At 60.1% G+C, this 15,673-nt stretch carries 11 protein-coding genes and 2 pseudogenes; 4 read left to right on the top strand and 9 right to left on the bottom strand.

Translation table 11 applies throughout. The features are described 5' to 3' along the window. Positions 1-633: 633 nt before the first annotated feature. The 8 genes and pseudogenes from IB262_RS34630 to IB262_RS34600 form a co-directional block, all read right to left on the bottom strand. Positions 634-1,059, bottom strand: a complete 426-nt coding sequence (locus IB262_RS34630; protein ID WP_162728800.1) for a hypothetical protein — start codon at positions 1,057-1,059, stop codon at positions 634-636. 1,083 nt (positions 1,060-2,142) lie between these two features. Further along, entirely contained in the window at positions 2,143-4,203 is a 2,061-nt protein-coding gene (locus IB262_RS34625) for an ATP-binding protein (protein WP_348646956.1), read from the bottom strand. Beyond that, positions 4,178-5,686: an ATPase domain-containing protein gene (locus IB262_RS34620; RefSeq protein WP_060528833.1), complete on the bottom strand. Its 1,509-nt coding sequence runs from the start codon at positions 5,684-5,686 to the stop codon at positions 4,178-4,180. Before IB262_RS34620 ends, IB262_RS34625 begins: the two co-directional genes overlap by 26 nt. A gap of 82 nt (positions 5,687-5,768) precedes the next feature. Beyond that, a pseudogene (locus tag IB262_RS36315) lies at positions 5,769-5,872 on the bottom strand (transposase); the annotation flags it as partial. Positions 5,873-6,025: 153 nt separating this feature from the next. Then, the gene (locus tag IB262_RS34615; protein ID WP_192494516.1) at positions 6,026-7,732 is read right to left on the bottom strand and encodes a cation:proton antiporter; all 1,707 of its coding nucleotides are present in this window, start codon (positions 7,730-7,732) and stop codon (positions 6,026-6,028) included. A gap of 325 nt (positions 7,733-8,057) precedes the next feature. Beyond that, complete coding sequence (locus IB262_RS34610) at positions 8,058-9,212, bottom strand: EAL domain-containing protein (RefSeq protein WP_192494515.1); 1,155 nt, start codon at positions 9,210-9,212, stop codon at positions 8,058-8,060. 208 nt (positions 9,213-9,420) lie between these two features. Further along, positions 9,421-9,900, bottom strand: a complete 480-nt coding sequence (locus IB262_RS36820) for a response regulator transcription factor (RefSeq protein WP_348646957.1) — start codon at positions 9,898-9,900, stop codon at positions 9,421-9,423. Between the two features lie 34 nt (positions 9,901-9,934). Further along, positions 9,935-10,741: a PhnD/SsuA/transferrin family substrate-binding protein gene (locus IB262_RS34600; RefSeq protein WP_192494514.1), complete on the bottom strand. Its 807-nt coding sequence runs from the start codon at positions 10,739-10,741 to the stop codon at positions 9,935-9,937. An 89-nt stretch (positions 10,742-10,830) separates the two neighbouring features. Here IB262_RS34600 and IB262_RS34595 point away from each other — a divergent pair, with 89 nt between their 5' ends. Further along, the gene (locus IB262_RS34595; RefSeq protein ID WP_192494513.1) at positions 10,831-12,438 is read left to right on the top strand and encodes an FAD-binding protein; all 1,608 of its coding nucleotides are present in this window, start codon (positions 10,831-10,833) and stop codon (positions 12,436-12,438) included. Then, a complete protein-coding gene (locus IB262_RS34590) occupies positions 12,438-12,758 on the top strand; it encodes a ferredoxin family protein (protein ID WP_112976265.1) in 321 nt (106 codons plus the stop codon). Before IB262_RS34595 ends, IB262_RS34590 begins: the two co-directional genes overlap by 1 nt. A gap of 216 nt (positions 12,759-12,974) precedes the next feature. Here IB262_RS34590 and IB262_RS34585 read toward each other — a convergent pair whose 3' ends face one another. Beyond that, on the bottom strand, positions 12,975-14,015 hold the full coding sequence (locus tag IB262_RS34585; protein ID WP_060528828.1) for a LacI family DNA-binding transcriptional regulator: 1,041 nt from the start codon (positions 14,013-14,015) through the stop codon (positions 12,975-12,977). Positions 14,016-14,117: 102 nt separating this feature from the next. Here IB262_RS34585 and IB262_RS34580 point away from each other — a divergent pair, with 102 nt between their 5' ends. After that, on the top strand, positions 14,118-14,954 hold the full coding sequence (locus tag IB262_RS34580; RefSeq protein ID WP_112976266.1) for a phytanoyl-CoA dioxygenase family protein: 837 nt from the start codon (positions 14,118-14,120) through the stop codon (positions 14,952-14,954). Positions 14,955-15,342: 388 nt separating this feature from the next. Continuing rightward, positions 15,343-15,673 (top strand): annotated as a pseudogene (locus IB262_RS36310) (exodeoxyribonuclease III); the annotation flags it as partial.

The raw sequence follows: 15,673 nt of genomic DNA, 5'->3' as shown, positions 1-15,673 counted from the left end.
GCCGACGCCGCTCGACCGACGTAATGACCTCAATCTGATGCTTCGTCATAGGACTACCCCTAGTGTTTGCACTAGGACTTGCAGCCTTCAGCCTAACTCAGCAAGGCGGCCCTCACCGGAGGGGTACGATGATGCCACTTGCCGAACAACAGCAACTGCTCATAACCGATCGTCTCTGGCAGGACTGGCGCGATCCGCTTCTGCGAGGAAATGCACGCTTACGGCGCCGAGTTCTTCCGCGTCGCGTGCGAACACGGGCACGAAGGGATCAAGCCAACCAGGGGGACCCGCCCTATCGATCGGGGCGCTGGCCGGAGCGTCAGAAGATTAAATGCGTGCCTCGCGACACCTTTGTGATCGGAGGTAACTGGCACAATTGACCGACTGCTGCTGGCGGCGAAGAAGGGCGCGGAACTTGTACGGTGCCGGATGGAACAAGGAATCCGTGCAGCTTCGCGAGCCTCTCGACATCATGCCGGCGATCCGCCCGCCAGTTGTGCTGAAACGAAGGGGCGCGCCATTTCTGCTACCTATAGTTGTCGCCGAAGCATGGCCCCATGACCGCAACCTGCGTCATCCGTCATTTAAGAGGGTCGGCGAGCGAAACGATACGTTTACCAGCTCAATCGATCTCTACCGCGGTCGACGCCCCAGGCGGAGCTCCACCATCAGACGCACCAACCATCGTCTGACATCCGAGGTCGCAATAAATTCTTCTACATGTTCGATCGCGTAATCGAGCGTTTGTTCAGCCAGGGCAGTCGCCTCACTCGGCGAGGCAGTCAGGCTCCGCGCCCATGCTGACAAATCAGGCAACAAATCTACTACGCGGGAGTTCCCGTCGCCGCTCGTGGGGAGGCTGAACTCCTCCAAACGCGTTTCGAGTTCCTGCGCATCATGCGTGCCGCTCATGAACAATTCAAGGGTGTATCGGGCCAGCCACTCTCCCTCGTCGCTTTGGCGGTTTATCGCGCGAGCACTCACGATCTTCTCATAGACCGTGGCAATTACAGTGAAATCTTCAGGAAGTATGTATCCGGATTGTTGCGGAACGAACATGGCGCAATCTCCTCCAGTTGGGGCGAAAGCGCTTTTTGATCTTCCAGCCGCCGGAGCCCTTCTTAAAGTCCAGCGATGATCACATTGTGCGCCTCTGAAGGCTCAATTGAAAGTAACTTTGACATATTGAGCGGAATTCCGGTGTTCTGCTTTCGGATTTCAAGTTTCCGGCAATCGTACTGCCTTTGACAATGCCTGTTTGTTCGCGGCCGGCCAGAAACCTGTGTAGATCCTCAATCGCTGCCAGTCCTTGCCCAACCACCCGTCCAAGTTCTCGGACGCCCAAGCGTTGGTTTGACCCTTGTAGCGCGAGGCCCAGGCACGCACTCCGCTGCGCTGTGAAGGTGAAACACCGAGAGTAACCAGCATGGCCGTTGAAGAGCATGCCGTGCACAACGGGGGCCAGATGCTGGCAAGATCGGGCGGCTCCGATTCAGCGTGCAAATGTGCCCCTCGCCCGCCCACCTTGACCAGCGAGCGTGTGATATTGGCGATTCGTCGCGCGCGGTGCTCGGATGGTCGGACTCGGCTTTGCGCCCGAATGGACGTTGGACCTTCGCAATCTGAGCTCCAAGTCTCGGGCGGTCAGGGGCGTCGCCTTCAGGATCGCGCGCGGCGTGGCCTGGAGCAGGAAGGCCGGTCCGCGCAGGCTCAACCTTGTCAGCGCGATGGATGCGCGCGGGGTAACAGCGATGACAATGAGGTACGACCGGATCAATAAGGCAGTTCTAAACGCCGCCGCCAGCGGCCCCTTGCTTCGGCGCTGGGTAAGGTCCTGCAGCAAAACACAGAGCACTCAGTAGCTGTTTGGCTGCTTCGCTGCTTCGCTTGCCGATCCCTTTGCGGGCTTTCTGATGGATGAGTTTCGTGGCGGCGTCAGTGACGAGGCGGAGCTATTTGAAGAAGCGATGGCGCGTGAGGGTGTCCGCCACGGCCGGCATCCGTTCCTTGTCAAACCGCCCGCAGTCGCTTGAGCTTGATCAACTAGAAGCAATGGCGCGCCACCCAAGCTGGGGTGGCGTCTAACAAGAGGACGTGACGATCGGCACCGTGCCAAAGCCATTCATAACCTATCGCGTTGGTCTAACTTAGACCCCTGAGGACACTCTCGATCTCCACGGCGAGTTGTTGCTGACTGTAGGGCTTTGCGAGCCTCGCCACGTCGAAATCGATGCCGGGTGGCAGCTCGGCATATCCCGATGCAATGAGAATCGGAAGATCCGGAAATAGGTCCCGCGCGGCATTTGCGAGGTCTCCCCCCGTCATTTCCGGCATAGAATAATCCGTGATGAGCAGGTCGAAGCGGCCATCGTCCTTAAGATGAGCGAGTGCCTCCTTTCCAGAATGCGCCTCGACGACCTCGTGGCCGAGATCGACGAGCATGTCGACCGAACTCATGGCGATCAGGAAATCATCGTCCACCAGAAGAACGCGTAGCGGTTTTACCCTTTGGTCCGGTTCCGAAACCTCCGTGTCCTTTGACCCAACTGGGCTTTCGTCCGAAACCGGAATCCAGAGCTCGGCTCTGGTGCCTTTCCCTGGCGTGCTAGTGAGCCGCAGCGCTCCTTGCAACTGAAGGGCGAGGCCATGAATCATCGACAAGCCCAAACCCGTCCCCTTGCCAAGTTCCTTGGTCGAGAAGAACGGCTCTATCGCCTTTTGCAGCGTGTTGTCATCCATGCCGTGGCCCTCGTCGGCAACGGAGAGCACGCCGTACCGACCCGCCGCGAGTTCGCCCTCCGGCTTCGCCACATTCTCCACCTGAAGCGATATGCAGATCGTCCCGCCGTTCGGCATAGCATCTCGGGCATTCACCACGAGGTTGAGAAGGGCGAGCTCCAACTGGTTGGAGTCAGCAAGTACCGGATCCATTCTATCGGGAATGCGAATTTCGATCACAATGCCCGTGCCGACTGATCGATTAAGGAGATCCGTCATCTCCCTCACCAACTCGCCCAGATCTACTGGATCTACACTGAGGTCCTGCCGGCGCGCGAATGCCAAAAGCCGCTGTGTTAGCGACGCACCGCGCTTTGCGCCCTGAAGCGCACCATCGATCAAACGCTCGGCTTTCGCGTCACCACCAGTGTGTTTGCGCAGGAGCTCCAGGTTTCCTAGCACCGCCATCAAAAGATTGTTGAAATCGTGAGCGACTCCACCTGTCAGCTGACCGATAGCTTCCATCTTCTGGGCCTGCCGAAGCTGCGCCTCGGCACGCTCGCGCTGGGCCACTTCCGCCATGACGGTTCCGTGAGCCTTGTGCAGTTCAGCCGTCCGCTCGGCGACACGCTCTTCAAGGATTTCGTTCAATCGCTTTTGCTGCTCTTCGGACGATACCCTGGCGGTTATATCAGAAGAGACGCCAACCAACTTGACCGCGTTCCCACTCCGGTCGCGATAAAGCTGCGCGCGCATTTCCGCCCAATGAATGGACCTGTCGGGCCAGACGGTACGATATTCGATTGCATAGTCGGCCCCGCTCTCGATGGTGGCCTGCATCGCCGTTTTCATCCTCTCCACATCGTCAGGATGAGTAGCGGCAAGGAGGTCGCCATAGGTAAACGCCCCGCCAGCGCTTCTGCCAAACACCCCCCGACAGGTGATCGATGTGATCAAAGCATAGGTGGTGAGGTCAAGTTCCCACGCACCCAGATGGCCTGCCTCAAGCGCCGTCTTTAGCCGCCGTTCCCCCTCGTCCAGCGCCTCGATCCGGAGTCGAGCTTCGTACTGGCGTCGGCGGCCCCGCAGCGCCGACCTCGCAACGCTGATGAACGTCGTGGCATGAAATGGTCGTTCTACAAAGCTGACGTTCCCCAGCACCTCCAACAGGCGGCTAGCGGAAGGGTTACGCTCAGGCCCACCTCCTCGATGGGTCAAGATGATGAAGGGAAGGTCGGACCAGCTCGGTTGCGATTTGATCCACGCCGAAAGTGGGCGAAGGTCGGCCGAGCGCAAGGCCTCCTCCGTCACGACAGCAAAAGCAATGTCCTCATCCAGAGCCGAGACGAAAGCGGCAACGTCCTTGCCGATTTTCGGCCGAATGCCGGCTTCCGACAAAAGCGCGGCCGCGATCTGCGCGTCCCTTCCCAAAGGGGCATGGATCAGAGCAATGGCGTCTCTATTTGGAATCGTCCTCGCCCTCACTTGACTTCAGCAGCGGTTGGTTTTCACCGACAAAGGTCGGGACGCCGCGTAACACGCCCTGGAAATCCGAAAGGGGATCTCCAAGCGAAAGGCCGCCCTGGCCGATCGTAAACTCCCTTATCGTGTCCTCGTGTTTGCCGGTCCGCTTTTTCACGACGGAGATCGCCCTCCTGACCTTGCCGACCGCCTCGAAGTAGCGCAGCAGAACGACGGTGTCGGCGAGATAGGTCACGTCTACCGGCGACTTCATGTCACCGACCAGACCATGCTGCGCCACCGTTACGAAGGTGTTTGCGCCCTGGCGGTTCAGATACTGCAGCAGCTCGTGGATGTGGAGGACGAGCGCGCTTTCCTCCGGCATGGAGGCCTGATAGCCGTTGATGCTGTCTATGACGACCGTCTTTGCGTCAAATCTGGTAACGTGCTCGCGCACACGCTGGGCGAACTCGCCAGGTGAAACCTCAGCTGCATCCAACTGCTCGATGTGAATCGAGCCGTCCCGCTGGTAGTCTTCCAAGTCAAAGCCAAGGTCTTTCATGCGCCGGAACAGCAGCCCCAGTTCTTCATCGAAGATGAAGAGGGCGGCCTTTTCGCCACGCTTGACGGCCGCTTCGACGAATTGAAGCGCAAAGAGACTTTTACCCATGCCCGCAGGACCGATCAACAGCGTGCTCGATCCCCGCTCGATGCCGCCACCCAGCAACGCGTCAAGTTCAGCGATCCCGCTCTTTAACGTAGAGCGCTCGAACTCCGTGCGGTGCTCGATCGCTCGCAATCGCGGAAAGACGGAAACACCTCCAGTCTTGATGATGAAGTCGTGATAACCACCGCGGAATGCCTGACCGCGGTACTTGGTAATCCTCAGGCGGCGTCTTTCCGAACCATAGCTCGGCGCCAGTTGTTCAAGGTGAATAACCCCGTGCACTACGCTGTGAACCGTCTTATCGAGACTGTCGGAGGTCATGTCGTCGAGAAGCAAGACCGTGGCGCCTGTAGACGAAAAGAAGTGCTTCAAAGCCAGAATTTGCCGGCGATAGCGAAGGGAGCTTTGGGCAAGCAGCCTGATTTCCGACAGGCTGTCGAGCACAACGCGGTTCGGCTGAACCCTTTCGAAAACCTCAAATATCATTTTGGTGGTCTCGCCGAGTTCCAGATCCGACGAGTAGAGCAAGCTCTGCTGTTGTTCGGCGTTCAACAGGCTCTCAGGCGGAACGAGCTCGAATATTTCGATATTTCTATGGATTTCCATCCCGTGCGACAGGGCACTGTCGCGTAGCTCATCCTCGGTCTCGGACAACGTGATATAGAGACATTTCTCTCCGAGGGCGGCGCCCTGCTGAACGAACTGCATGGCGATCGTGGTCTTCCCCGTGCCCGGCGCCCCCTCGAGAAGGAATACGTGGCGACGTGACAAACCGCCCGAAAGGATGTCGTCCAGCCCCTCGACACCTGTTTTGGCCTTCGACATAACGCTTGTGTCCATTTTTGCCCTCCGTTGATCACAGGTAACTAGCGTCGAGCGGTGCGAAGGCAACAGGCGACTCGTCACCCTGCGCATGACACCTGCGGCTTAACCGACGATTGACCGTTTTCCATTTGCTATATCGCTCCGGCAGGTCTCGCCAGGGCGCACCCAAAGCAGAACCCATAAACGTCCGTTCACAAACAAATGTCAGTTTGCCGGCCAACGCATCCGTGTGCACCTTGTTCAACTCATATCATTTCAACGCCATCACGAGGTTCCGTGCTCAACACGGCAGCCCCTGAATCAGCGATTAGCAATCTTGAATGTCGATCCGTCCGCCTCGCACTAACAGCACGATCAGATTCCGACCCGTTCCCGCAGCTCCGGATTTAGCTCAGCGCGAAGCGTGGTAATGATCCGCCCTGCCTCTTCCTGCGTGAGGCCACACAGCAGAAGCGATTGGTCGGCGAGCGCTAAACCGGCCGCAAGATTTTCAGGAAAGACGACTTTCGCGCCGGCTTTGACAAGAGTCTTGATATCGTAGTCATCAGCCGTACTGACAACACAGGGAATTGCCACTTGCTGCTCGCTCGCAAACTTCAGGATTCGTTCGACGGCGGCGTGCCTGTCAAAAGTTATGACGACCAACCTGGCCCTTGCGAGGCCCGCGGCGGACAAAATCCGGCGATGCGCGGCATCGCCGTGCACGATAGTGTGGCCGTGTCGTTGGGCTTCTTTGAACCGCGCGAGATCGGACTCAACGGCGATGTGCGGTATCTTCGCCTCCTCAAACGCGGTCGCAACGAGGCGGCCGACACGTCCGCATCCACACAGCACAACATGTCGATCGAGCGCCTCGCATGTTGTGCGAAGCGCAGTCTCGGTTGCGGCCACGCGGGAGCGCCGATTACCCACGAGATGTTCGATAAACGCGCTGCGCTGAATCAGCAGTGGGGCTAGACCCATCGTGAGCGCAAGGGCAATTAGGACCGGTTGACCGATCTCGGATGGCAGCAGGCCGCTGTTCATGGCCAGGGTCAACAATAGCAGGCCGAATTCTCCGCCGTGGGCAAGGATGACTGCGACGCGGAGGGCGATCGCTGCGGACCTGCGCAGCATGAGCCCAACAACGAAGGTAGTGAGCGCTTTGCCGAACAGAAAGACCGCACACCAAGCGAGGATGGCGTAAGGAAACACCACGATCAGCCGGAGATCTATCTGCATGCCCACGGTGACGAAGAACAGACCGACAAGCACATCACGGAACGGGCGCAAATCGTCCTCGACTCGGTGTTGAAAATCGCTCCCGCCAATCACCATACCAGCTATGAAGGCGCCAATCGGCAAAGCCAGCCCAGCAAGATGAGCGAGATAGGCGGCCCCGAGCGCAACGAAAAGCGCCGCTAGGAGAAACAAGTCGTTCGAGCGGGACTTGGAAGCACCGGCAAGGACAGTGCGGACGAGCGGGCGGGCGACGATGGAAACTTCGATGAGTGCGATCGCCGCTAGCCCGAGACGCCCCACGAGATCGAACGGATCAACAGATGTTCGCCTCGACCAACTGTCTATGGCGACAAGCAGGGGGATCGTCGCTATATCCTGGAATAACAGGATACCAAGGGCAAAGCGTCCATGCTGACTCGAAATCTCGCCTTGCTCGGCGAGCTGCTTCATGGCAACGGCCGTCGATGACATCGCCACAGCACCACCAAGCAGAATGGCGATGCGGGGATCAAGCCCGAGCCACCAGAGCGCGGCGGCAATCGTTGCCAGGGTCCCTCCCACCTGCAGGCTGCCTGCCAAGAGGACGTCGGTGCGCGCTGCCAGCAGGGTGGTCAGCGAGAACTCCAGCCCGACCATGAACATCAGGAAGATCAGGCCGAGTTCGGCGAGGAAGAGCGTATCGTCACCGAGTGCCACGAGGTTCAGACCATAGGGACCAATCGCAAGACCCGCCAGGAGGTAGCCCATGGCGGCAGGCATTCGCAGTGCGGCGAAGAACGCCACGGCAACGGCCGAGACCACGATCATCGACAGACTTTGAGTGAGCAGGTGGTCGGTCATCGTTATGCCTCGGCAGAGCGGGCGGGCGGTGACGATACCACATCAAAGCCGCGCTGACGGACATTGCTGCGTAAAACCGAGCGAATGTCGGTTCTCGCTGCCGCCGGGCTACACAAGGACGAAGACGGCGGGTAAGCCGTCGAGCGTTGCCGTCTTCATCAATGACATTCAGACAGACGCGTGGGAGGACTGGTGAAGCAGCAGCACACGGCCAAGCGGACATTTGAGCGGCTGTGCTAAGACCGTAGGTTTTCCGACGGCTACACACAAAGCAACTACTGCATGGCGCGACAAATGCGTGGGAGGTAGCCCGCGGTCCCGTCCATTAGGCGGGAAAAAACCGTACATCAGAGGCGCCGACGGGTCGGCCGAAAAAGAATCCCTGGCCATAGTGACAGCCGAGTTCTCGTAGTGCGTGGAATTCTGTCACCGTTTCAACGCCTTCGGCGACGACCTTCTTTCCCAGCGCCATTGCCATATCTATGATGGCCTTCACAATGGCATAATCGGCGTTCGCGGCGGTCATCGCACGCACGAACGAACCGTCGATTTTAGTTTGGTCATAGGCAAACTCCTTCAGATGCACGAGGGAAGCAAAGCCAGTGCCGAAATCGTCAAACGCGACGATAAAGCCGGCTGCACGCAGCGCCTCAAGCTGCACGCCGATGTCGCCGCCCTGTTCCGACAGCATGACACCCTCCGTGACCTCGATCTGGATATGCCGAGGCGACAGTCCTGCCGACCGGGTCGCGGCCAGGATTTCATCGACAAGGCAGGGGCTGCCCGGAAACGCGATAAACTGCGACGACGAAACGTTGACCGCGATGTGCCCGAAATCGACTCCGGCCGTCTCCCACGCCTGGGCTTGTGCGACGGCGCTCTTCAGCACATGGCTGCCGATGCGCCTTGAGAGTATTGGGTCGTGCAGAGCCGCGGCAAAGGTCGCGGGGCCGAGAACCGATCCATCGGGTTTCTTGAGCCTTAGAAGTGCCTCAAAGCCGACGCGCCGTCCAGTATCGAGCGCAATCTTCGGCTGGTAATGGAGCACGAAGAGACCCTGTGCGAGCGCCTCTTCCGCGATGGCCAGCGCCGCCTTGTCGGCTTTCGCACGATCGAGCCGGCCCGGGTCGATCCGGGACAACAGATACCGGTCTTCGGATTGCAGGAGACGCTCCACTGCGCAACGCGCCAGCCGATCCAGCAAACCGCGCACGTCCGCCCCCAGGCGTCGCGGCACCTGATCGAGACCGCAGAGCGAGCCGAGCCGAAGCCCTGGCTCGATCTCCAGCGGCACGCCGGCATAGAAACGGATCCGGTTGCTTCCGGTGACGAAAGGGTTTTCGGCAAAGCGGACATCGCGAGCGGCATCCGGCACGACGAAGGGCCTCGACGACCGGATTGTGTAGTCGCAGAAAGCGTCCGCTCTGCGGGACCTGTCCCCTGCCCCGCTTCGACTTGAACCATTGGCGTTCGCCGTCAAGCAATGTGATGAGACCGATCGGCGTATCGGCCGCAAGGCAGGCGGCATGGACGAGCGCATCCAGCACCGGATCCGGGCCGGTTGAGACGATGGACAATTCTCTCAGACGCTTGAGGCGAGCCGACTCATCCGGTGGATATCCTTTGGCACCGACCGCTTTCGCGGAAATCACATCACGGTTTTCACACTGAAGCATAAGGCTTTTCCATTATCCCTGCTGTTGGATATCGCTCAGGCGATAGCCCACGCCGCGGATCGTCTTAATGGCAGCGCCGCTGGCGGCATCCAGTTCCGCAAACTTGCCGCGCAACCGGTTGATGTAGACGTCGATGGTCTTGTCGCGCGGATCGTACTCGCGAAAGAGCGCCTGCCTTGCAATGCAAGACTTCGGGCAATCTTCACCAACACTGTCGTGAAGGACCTGCAGTATCCGTCCTTCGAGTGCGGTCAGCGGCCGACTGGCGCCGCCGAAATCCATGGACAGGCGTCCGATGTCGCAATCGATATTGCCGATCTTGAAAGCAACGCTCTGCCGCAAAGCGTTGCGGCCTATCCGCGCCTCGTGCAGGCGATGGACGCGGGCACGCAGTTCCTTCACGCTGAACGGTTTCATCACATAGTCGTCTGCACCGACACTGATGGCGTCCGCCCGGCTATCGGCGTCTCCAACGCCCGAGATCATGATGATTGGGACGTCGGAACGTGAGGCCGGCCGTCATCCCTCAGACGATAGCAGGGTAACCATGGCGTGCAGCGTCCCGATCAAGCTCGGCCAGTGCCTCGTAGTCGGAATCGCCCAGGAGGCTGATGCCTTTGAGCGAGAGCGTGTCACAGACGCCGCCGAGTTCAGGATCGCCGATCGTCTCCGCCAGTGTACGCCGCAGGATCATGAGGTCTTTGGCCGAGGTCAAGGCGGATGTGATGAAGGGCAGTCCGGGTCCCTTCGTCGTCTCCGCAAGAACACGGACCGCGGCCACGCGATCGGGATCGAAGCGCAGTGTGTTGCCGAACGTAACGCAGTCGATTGCCGCGACGTCGGCCGCGCCACTCGCTACGGCATCGATGCTTGCTCGGTGCCCGCCCGTCTCGATGACCGACGAGAAAAAGCGGCCGTCGACCGCATGTGGCGCCACCGCAGCTCGAAACAGGTTGTAGCCGGAATTGCTGCCCGGTTCATTGATCGCCGCACGCATCCCGCGCAGATCGTCGAGCGAGCTGGCCGACGACCGGGCATTGACGATGATGAAACTGCATTTGTGCGGGCCGTCGCAGCCAGGCAAGTCGTAAACGGGCGTCGCCACCAGTTGAACCCTCCCGCGAAGGTGCTGGACATAGGGATATCCGCAGGTCTGGCCGAACAGCAGGTCCGGACGGAACCACGCCTCGTTGTAGGCGACGGTCTCGTCAAGCGCCCCGGGCGCATCAAGGCCATACCCACGCAATCGGTCCCCCAATGCTTTCCAGAAAAGCCGCGTCGCCTCCTCGATGGGCGGCGGACTGACATACATGGCGAGGCTGGCGAGAGGCATGGGCGGGCTCCGGCAAAAACGACTCAAAAATCTATGCATTGCATAGATTTAAATCGCAACGATATTTCTTCGTCGAAAGGATCCCTGTCATGAGTGTGCCATTGCAACAGTCAGGTGAGGCAAGCGTCGCCGCCGTCGAAATCGGTTGCGACGTGCTCGTGATTGGCGGTGGACCCGCCGGGTGCTGCGCCGCCATCGAAGCTGCATCCAGCAACGCTAAGGTCGTGCTGGTCGACAAGGGATATTGCGGCAGCTCCGGTGCCACGGCTTCGGCCGGCACCCAGATCTGGTATGTGCCGCCGGACCCGGCGGAACGGGAGGCAGCCATGGCCAGCCGCGAGGCGATGGGCGGTTATCTGTCCGAACGTTCCTGGATGGTGCCCGTCCTCGACAAGACGTTCGAGAGTGTTAATCGGTTGGCGGACTGGGGCTACCCCTTCCCCCGTAACGACGACGGCGAAGAGCAGCGTATCTCGGTCCAGGGGCCGGAATACATGCGGCTGATGCGGCGCCGGGTAAGGAATGCCGGGATCACCATTCTCGATCATCATCCGGCGACGCAACTGCTGATACTGGAAGGACGCGTCGTCGGCGCAAGCGGCCTGCGGCGCCAGGCCGGCGGTCATTGGGTGGTGAACGCCGGCGCCGTCGTTCTTGCCGCTGGCGGCTGTGCCTTCATGAGCAAGGCACTCGGCTGCGACGTCTTGACCGGAGACGGCTATCTGATGGGCGCGGAGGTTGGCGCCGAACTCTCGGGCATGGAATTTTCCTCCGCCTACGCGATTTCGCCCGCCTTCGCCTCGATCACCAAGACGGCGCTTTACCGCTTTGCGCAGTTCTACCGGAAGGACCACAGCCTGATCGAGGGAGCGGGTTCGGCCCGTGGGCGCTCGATTATCGCCCGCACCTTGCTTTCGGAGCCGGTGTTTGCGCGGCTGGACCTTGCCGGGACTGACGAGGTCAAGGCGATCCTCAGGCGCGCGCAGCCGAACTTCTTCGTTCCGTTCGATAGGCGCGGCATTAATCCCTTTACCGATTTCTTCGAAGTCAAGCTGAGGCTTGAAGGTACGGTCCGTGGTACAGGTGGATTGAGGCTGACCGGCCTCGACTGTTCAACGACTGTTCCGGGGCTTTACGCCGCTGGCGACAACGCCACCCGCGAGCCGATCTGCGGCGGGTTCACCGGCGGTGGCAGCCACAACGCGGCCTGGGCGATCGCCACAGGTGCCTTTGCTGGCGCGGCTGCCGCGTCCTATTCATTGCAGCGGGTAAGCGCTACCGATTTCGGCCTGGCATGCATCGCGCTCTCTGAAACGAAGGGCATCGACCCGGCAGAGATCATCAAGGCTGTCCAGAACGAGGTATTCCCGCTCGACATCAATTACTTCCGCACGCATTCGACCCTTTCGGCATCTCTGAAGCGGCTGGACGCGCTTTGGGAAAACGTCGGACGGGCAACCCCTCTCAACGAGGATCATTCCCTCAAGCTGCGGCAGGCGCAGGCCATGCTGGCAACGGCGCGTTTCATGTATCGCGCGGCGCTTTCTCGTACCGAAACGCGCGGTATGCACAGACGGGAGGATTATCCGACGCAAAACCCCGCCCAACACCACAGGCTCATCCTCAGCGGCCTCGACCACATCGCCGTTCGGCACGAAGCGGTCGATCCCGGCGTATACAAGCAAGCAGCAGAATAATGATCGAAGTTCTAGACACAGACACATGCACCGACTGCAATCTTTGCGTCCAGGTCTGCCCCACCAACGTGTTCCAAGCACAGCGCGAAGGACCGCCGCTCATCAAGCGTCAGGATGCATGTCAGACCTGCTTCATGTGCGAACTCTACTGCCCCGTCGATGCGCTGTATGTTGAACCGGATGCTGAGGCCGTCCACGGCCTGACCGTCGAAGGCGTGCATGAAAGGCAGCTTTTCGGCAGCTACCGAAAGGCAATCGGCTGGCACAAGGACACTCGCCACCGCCGTCTCATCGACGACCATTTCCGATTACCGCAATAGACAAGAGCCACGTCGTGACGTCACGCGCCGCCGGATCAGGCGTCAAGACTGGCGACGCGCGCCGATGGCTCGGAGTGGGATAGCTGGTAAGGTTTCAGGGGCGATGCATTTCTCTTGGCCATTTCCGTCTTACGCGGGTGAGCAACACGCGCGCTCTTGGAGCGCAATTTCCAAGATTTTCGTCCGCTGAAATAATTACCCATCGCCTTGATCCTGTCAGGCCGATTTACGACTGACCGAGCCCCGGACGACCAAAGTGCATCCGAGCTTTTTTAGGCTGTGATGCGTTGAGCGCGGCTTCTTTGCAAGGTGCTCAATCGCCCAGGCCCCCATCGGCCGGTGCGGAAGCTCCAGGGTAGTCAGTTGCGGTCGCAGATGGCGCGACAGTTCGTCGTCATCGTAGCCGACGACAGAGATGTCCCGCGGAACGCGCAGACCTGCTTCGCCAATCGCCATTAGGCAGCCCATCGCCATCTTGTCGTTCTGGCAGAAGATCGCCGTCGGCGGCTCTCGAAGCGACAGGAGTTTTTGGGTAGCCTCGAAGCCGGATGTCGGCGTCCAGTTTCCTTCGGCCACCAGGCCGTCATCATAGGGTAAGCCCGCCTCCGCCAGCGCCTCACGATAGCCCGCGAGGCGATCCTGCGCCGCCTCCATGAAGCTCTCGCCGACGATCGTTGCGATGCGTGTATGCCCCTTCCTGATAAGGGTCGCCGTCGCCATGCGCCCGCCGGTCACCTCATCAGGAACCACTGCGGGAAAACGGTTATCGCTGGTATAGCAGTTGAGCAGCACGAGCGGAACGGGAAGGTCCTCGAAGACCGGATCGAGCGATATGCGGCGGGTGAACACGGACATGTAGACGATCCCCTGCGCACCGGCCTGCAAAAGGCTGGCCACCGCCTTGCGCTCGTGCGTGGCCCGTCCCTGCGTCTGCGCCACGAGAATTGTAACATCGTTCTCCCAGGAAGCGTGCCGCGCGCCCTCGATGGCGTTGACGGCTTCCGGGGTCGTCGCGAGCTGATCGACGATGAAGCCAATACAGCCGCCGCGAAGATCCTCAAGGCCCGCGCGACGGATGGGGCTTGCAAGCCCGTAGCCGAGCCTATGCGCGACATCCAGCACGCGCGCCCGAAGCTCAGGCGATATCTTGATGTCCGTGACATTGTTGAGAACCACCGAGACCGTCGCCTGCGAACAGCCGGCCGCCTTGGCCACATCCATCATGGTTACGCGCGTCTTCGTTTTTCCACCGCTCATGTCGCCCCCGTTTTGCCCTCTCTACACCAACTAATAAAAATCGGCCATTGACTAATATTTATTAGTCGCAGTAGCCTTGTTGAAAATTGGGAGGAGAACCGGATGAAAACGAAGCCAGCACCCGACTACGATATTGCTGCGCAGATGGCCCAGCTGGCGGCAGACGGCATCATCGGGCTGAAGGGTGCTTTTAGTCTGGCATGGGCCGACGATATGCACGAGGACATGATGACGGCCTTCTGGTCGGCCATTCAAAGGCCCGGCGGCGCGGTCAGCCGGGGACCGCGCCGCTGGTATGTCGAAATCCATCCCCAGGCCTTCCGCGGCTTCGTGGATCTCATCACCCATCCATGGGTGGTGGATGTCTGCACCAACGTGCTTGGATCGGACTACCAGATCGTGGAGATAGGCCTCGACGTGCCGTTCCAGGGCGCGAAATACCAGCCGTGGCATCGCGACTTCCCCTCGCCCGTAGAGACCTATCGAGACCGCCAGATTACCTCGCTTGCCTTCAACCTCACCGGCGTTGACGTCACCGAGGATATGGGGCCGTTCGAAGTGGCGCCGGGAACGCAATATGACGATGGCCGGGAATGGAAGCACGAAATGTTCCCGGCCAAGGCGCTCTGGGGCCGGTTTCAAGAGCGTGCGACACGCAAGTATCCGCAGCGCGGCGACATTTCCTGCCGCTCGGCGCTGACGGTGCACCGAGGCACGGAGCATCAGTCCCCTATTGCACGACCCGTCATGGTGCTGGGTGTGGACAGGCCGGGCGCCGGGCATGCAGAGTTGCACGACATGATGGTCACGCGGGATTGGTACGATGCCCTGCCGGAAATCGGCAAGAAGCACCTCGTCTGCCGCGTCGTGGACGAGCTCGTGCCGATTACCCAAAAGCACGACATCGAGGGACTTGTCATGGGCGCCGATCCAAGTTGATCATCGCCTTATATGGCTGCGCTCTTGACTAGGCCGGTAACTTTTCTTGAGGGCGTTTCCAGTGCTGGTGGGCCTCTTGGTTGCCTCGATGCAGCAGGCGACGATGGCTGTGGAATGGACGATCAGGATCGAGGGCAACAATGAGTTCGGCGATATGCGGCGAAGGGGCCGGTCCTGCTGATACGTGCCATGAGGGGACCTTCCCGTCGTTCGGGAATGGATACCCAAAACAACGATAAGCGAGGACGACGGCATCCGCTGTGAAGCGGGAGCCGGTCGTCGTCTTGACGTCGACGGCCCGGCGGCCTTCGAGAGCGGTCGGGTGGCTGCGGCGGTGGCGATAACGATCGAACGAACTGAAGGTCCTTTGTAAACCAAGGACGCGACCCCGACGGTTTTGGACGTCTACGCACCGGAACGCTGGCGCGACGACGCGCTGTTCCGGCCGGAAGTCAGGAAAGCCTTATGCCGATCTCCTAGCCCAAGGCTGGACCGACGCCATCCGCCATATTCATCCGAAGGAACGCATCTACACCTTCTGGAAATACTGGCGCAGCGCCTGTGAGCGCGATGCCGGCCTGCGTATCGACCATCTTCTCCTCAGCCCGGCGCTTGCGCCCTGGCTCAGCAAGGCGAGTGTCCCACCTAGCCCTCGTGGCTTGGAGCACACCACCGGCCATGGGTCGGTCATCATCGAGATCGAACCACCATCGGATTGA

This window comes from Ensifer sp. ENS02 (assembly GCF_014851885.1).
GTDB lineage: Bacteria > Pseudomonadota > Alphaproteobacteria > Rhizobiales > Rhizobiaceae > Ensifer > Ensifer adhaerens.
This window is presented reverse-complemented; position numbering and strand designations above follow the sequence as displayed.

Excerpts from the sequence above, each read along its gene's own strand:
- IB262_RS34620 (WP_060528833.1), bottom strand. The coding sequence starts at position 5,686 with ATGGACACAAGCGTTATGTCGAAGGCCAAAACAGGTGTCGAGGGGCTG.
- IB262_RS34600 (WP_192494514.1), bottom strand. The coding sequence starts at position 10,741 with ATGCCTCTCGCCAGCCTCGCCATGTATGTCAGTCCGCCGCCCATCGAG.
- IB262_RS34595 (WP_192494513.1), top strand. The coding sequence starts at position 10,831 with ATGAGTGTGCCATTGCAACAGTCAGGTGAGGCAAGCGTCGCCGCCGTC.
- IB262_RS34590 (WP_112976265.1), top strand. The coding sequence starts at position 12,438 with ATGATCGAAGTTCTAGACACAGACACATGCACCGACTGCAATCTTTGC.
- IB262_RS34630 (WP_162728800.1), bottom strand. The coding sequence starts at position 1,059 with ATGTTCGTTCCGCAACAATCCGGATACATACTTCCTGAAGATTTCACT.
- IB262_RS34615 (WP_192494516.1), bottom strand. The coding sequence starts at position 7,732 with ATGACCGACCACCTGCTCACTCAAAGTCTGTCGATGATCGTGGTCTCG.
- IB262_RS34585 (WP_060528828.1), bottom strand. The coding sequence starts at position 14,015 with ATGAGCGGTGGAAAAACGAAGACGCGCGTAACCATGATGGATGTGGCC.
- IB262_RS34580 (WP_112976266.1), top strand. The coding sequence starts at position 14,118 with ATGAAAACGAAGCCAGCACCCGACTACGATATTGCTGCGCAGATGGCC.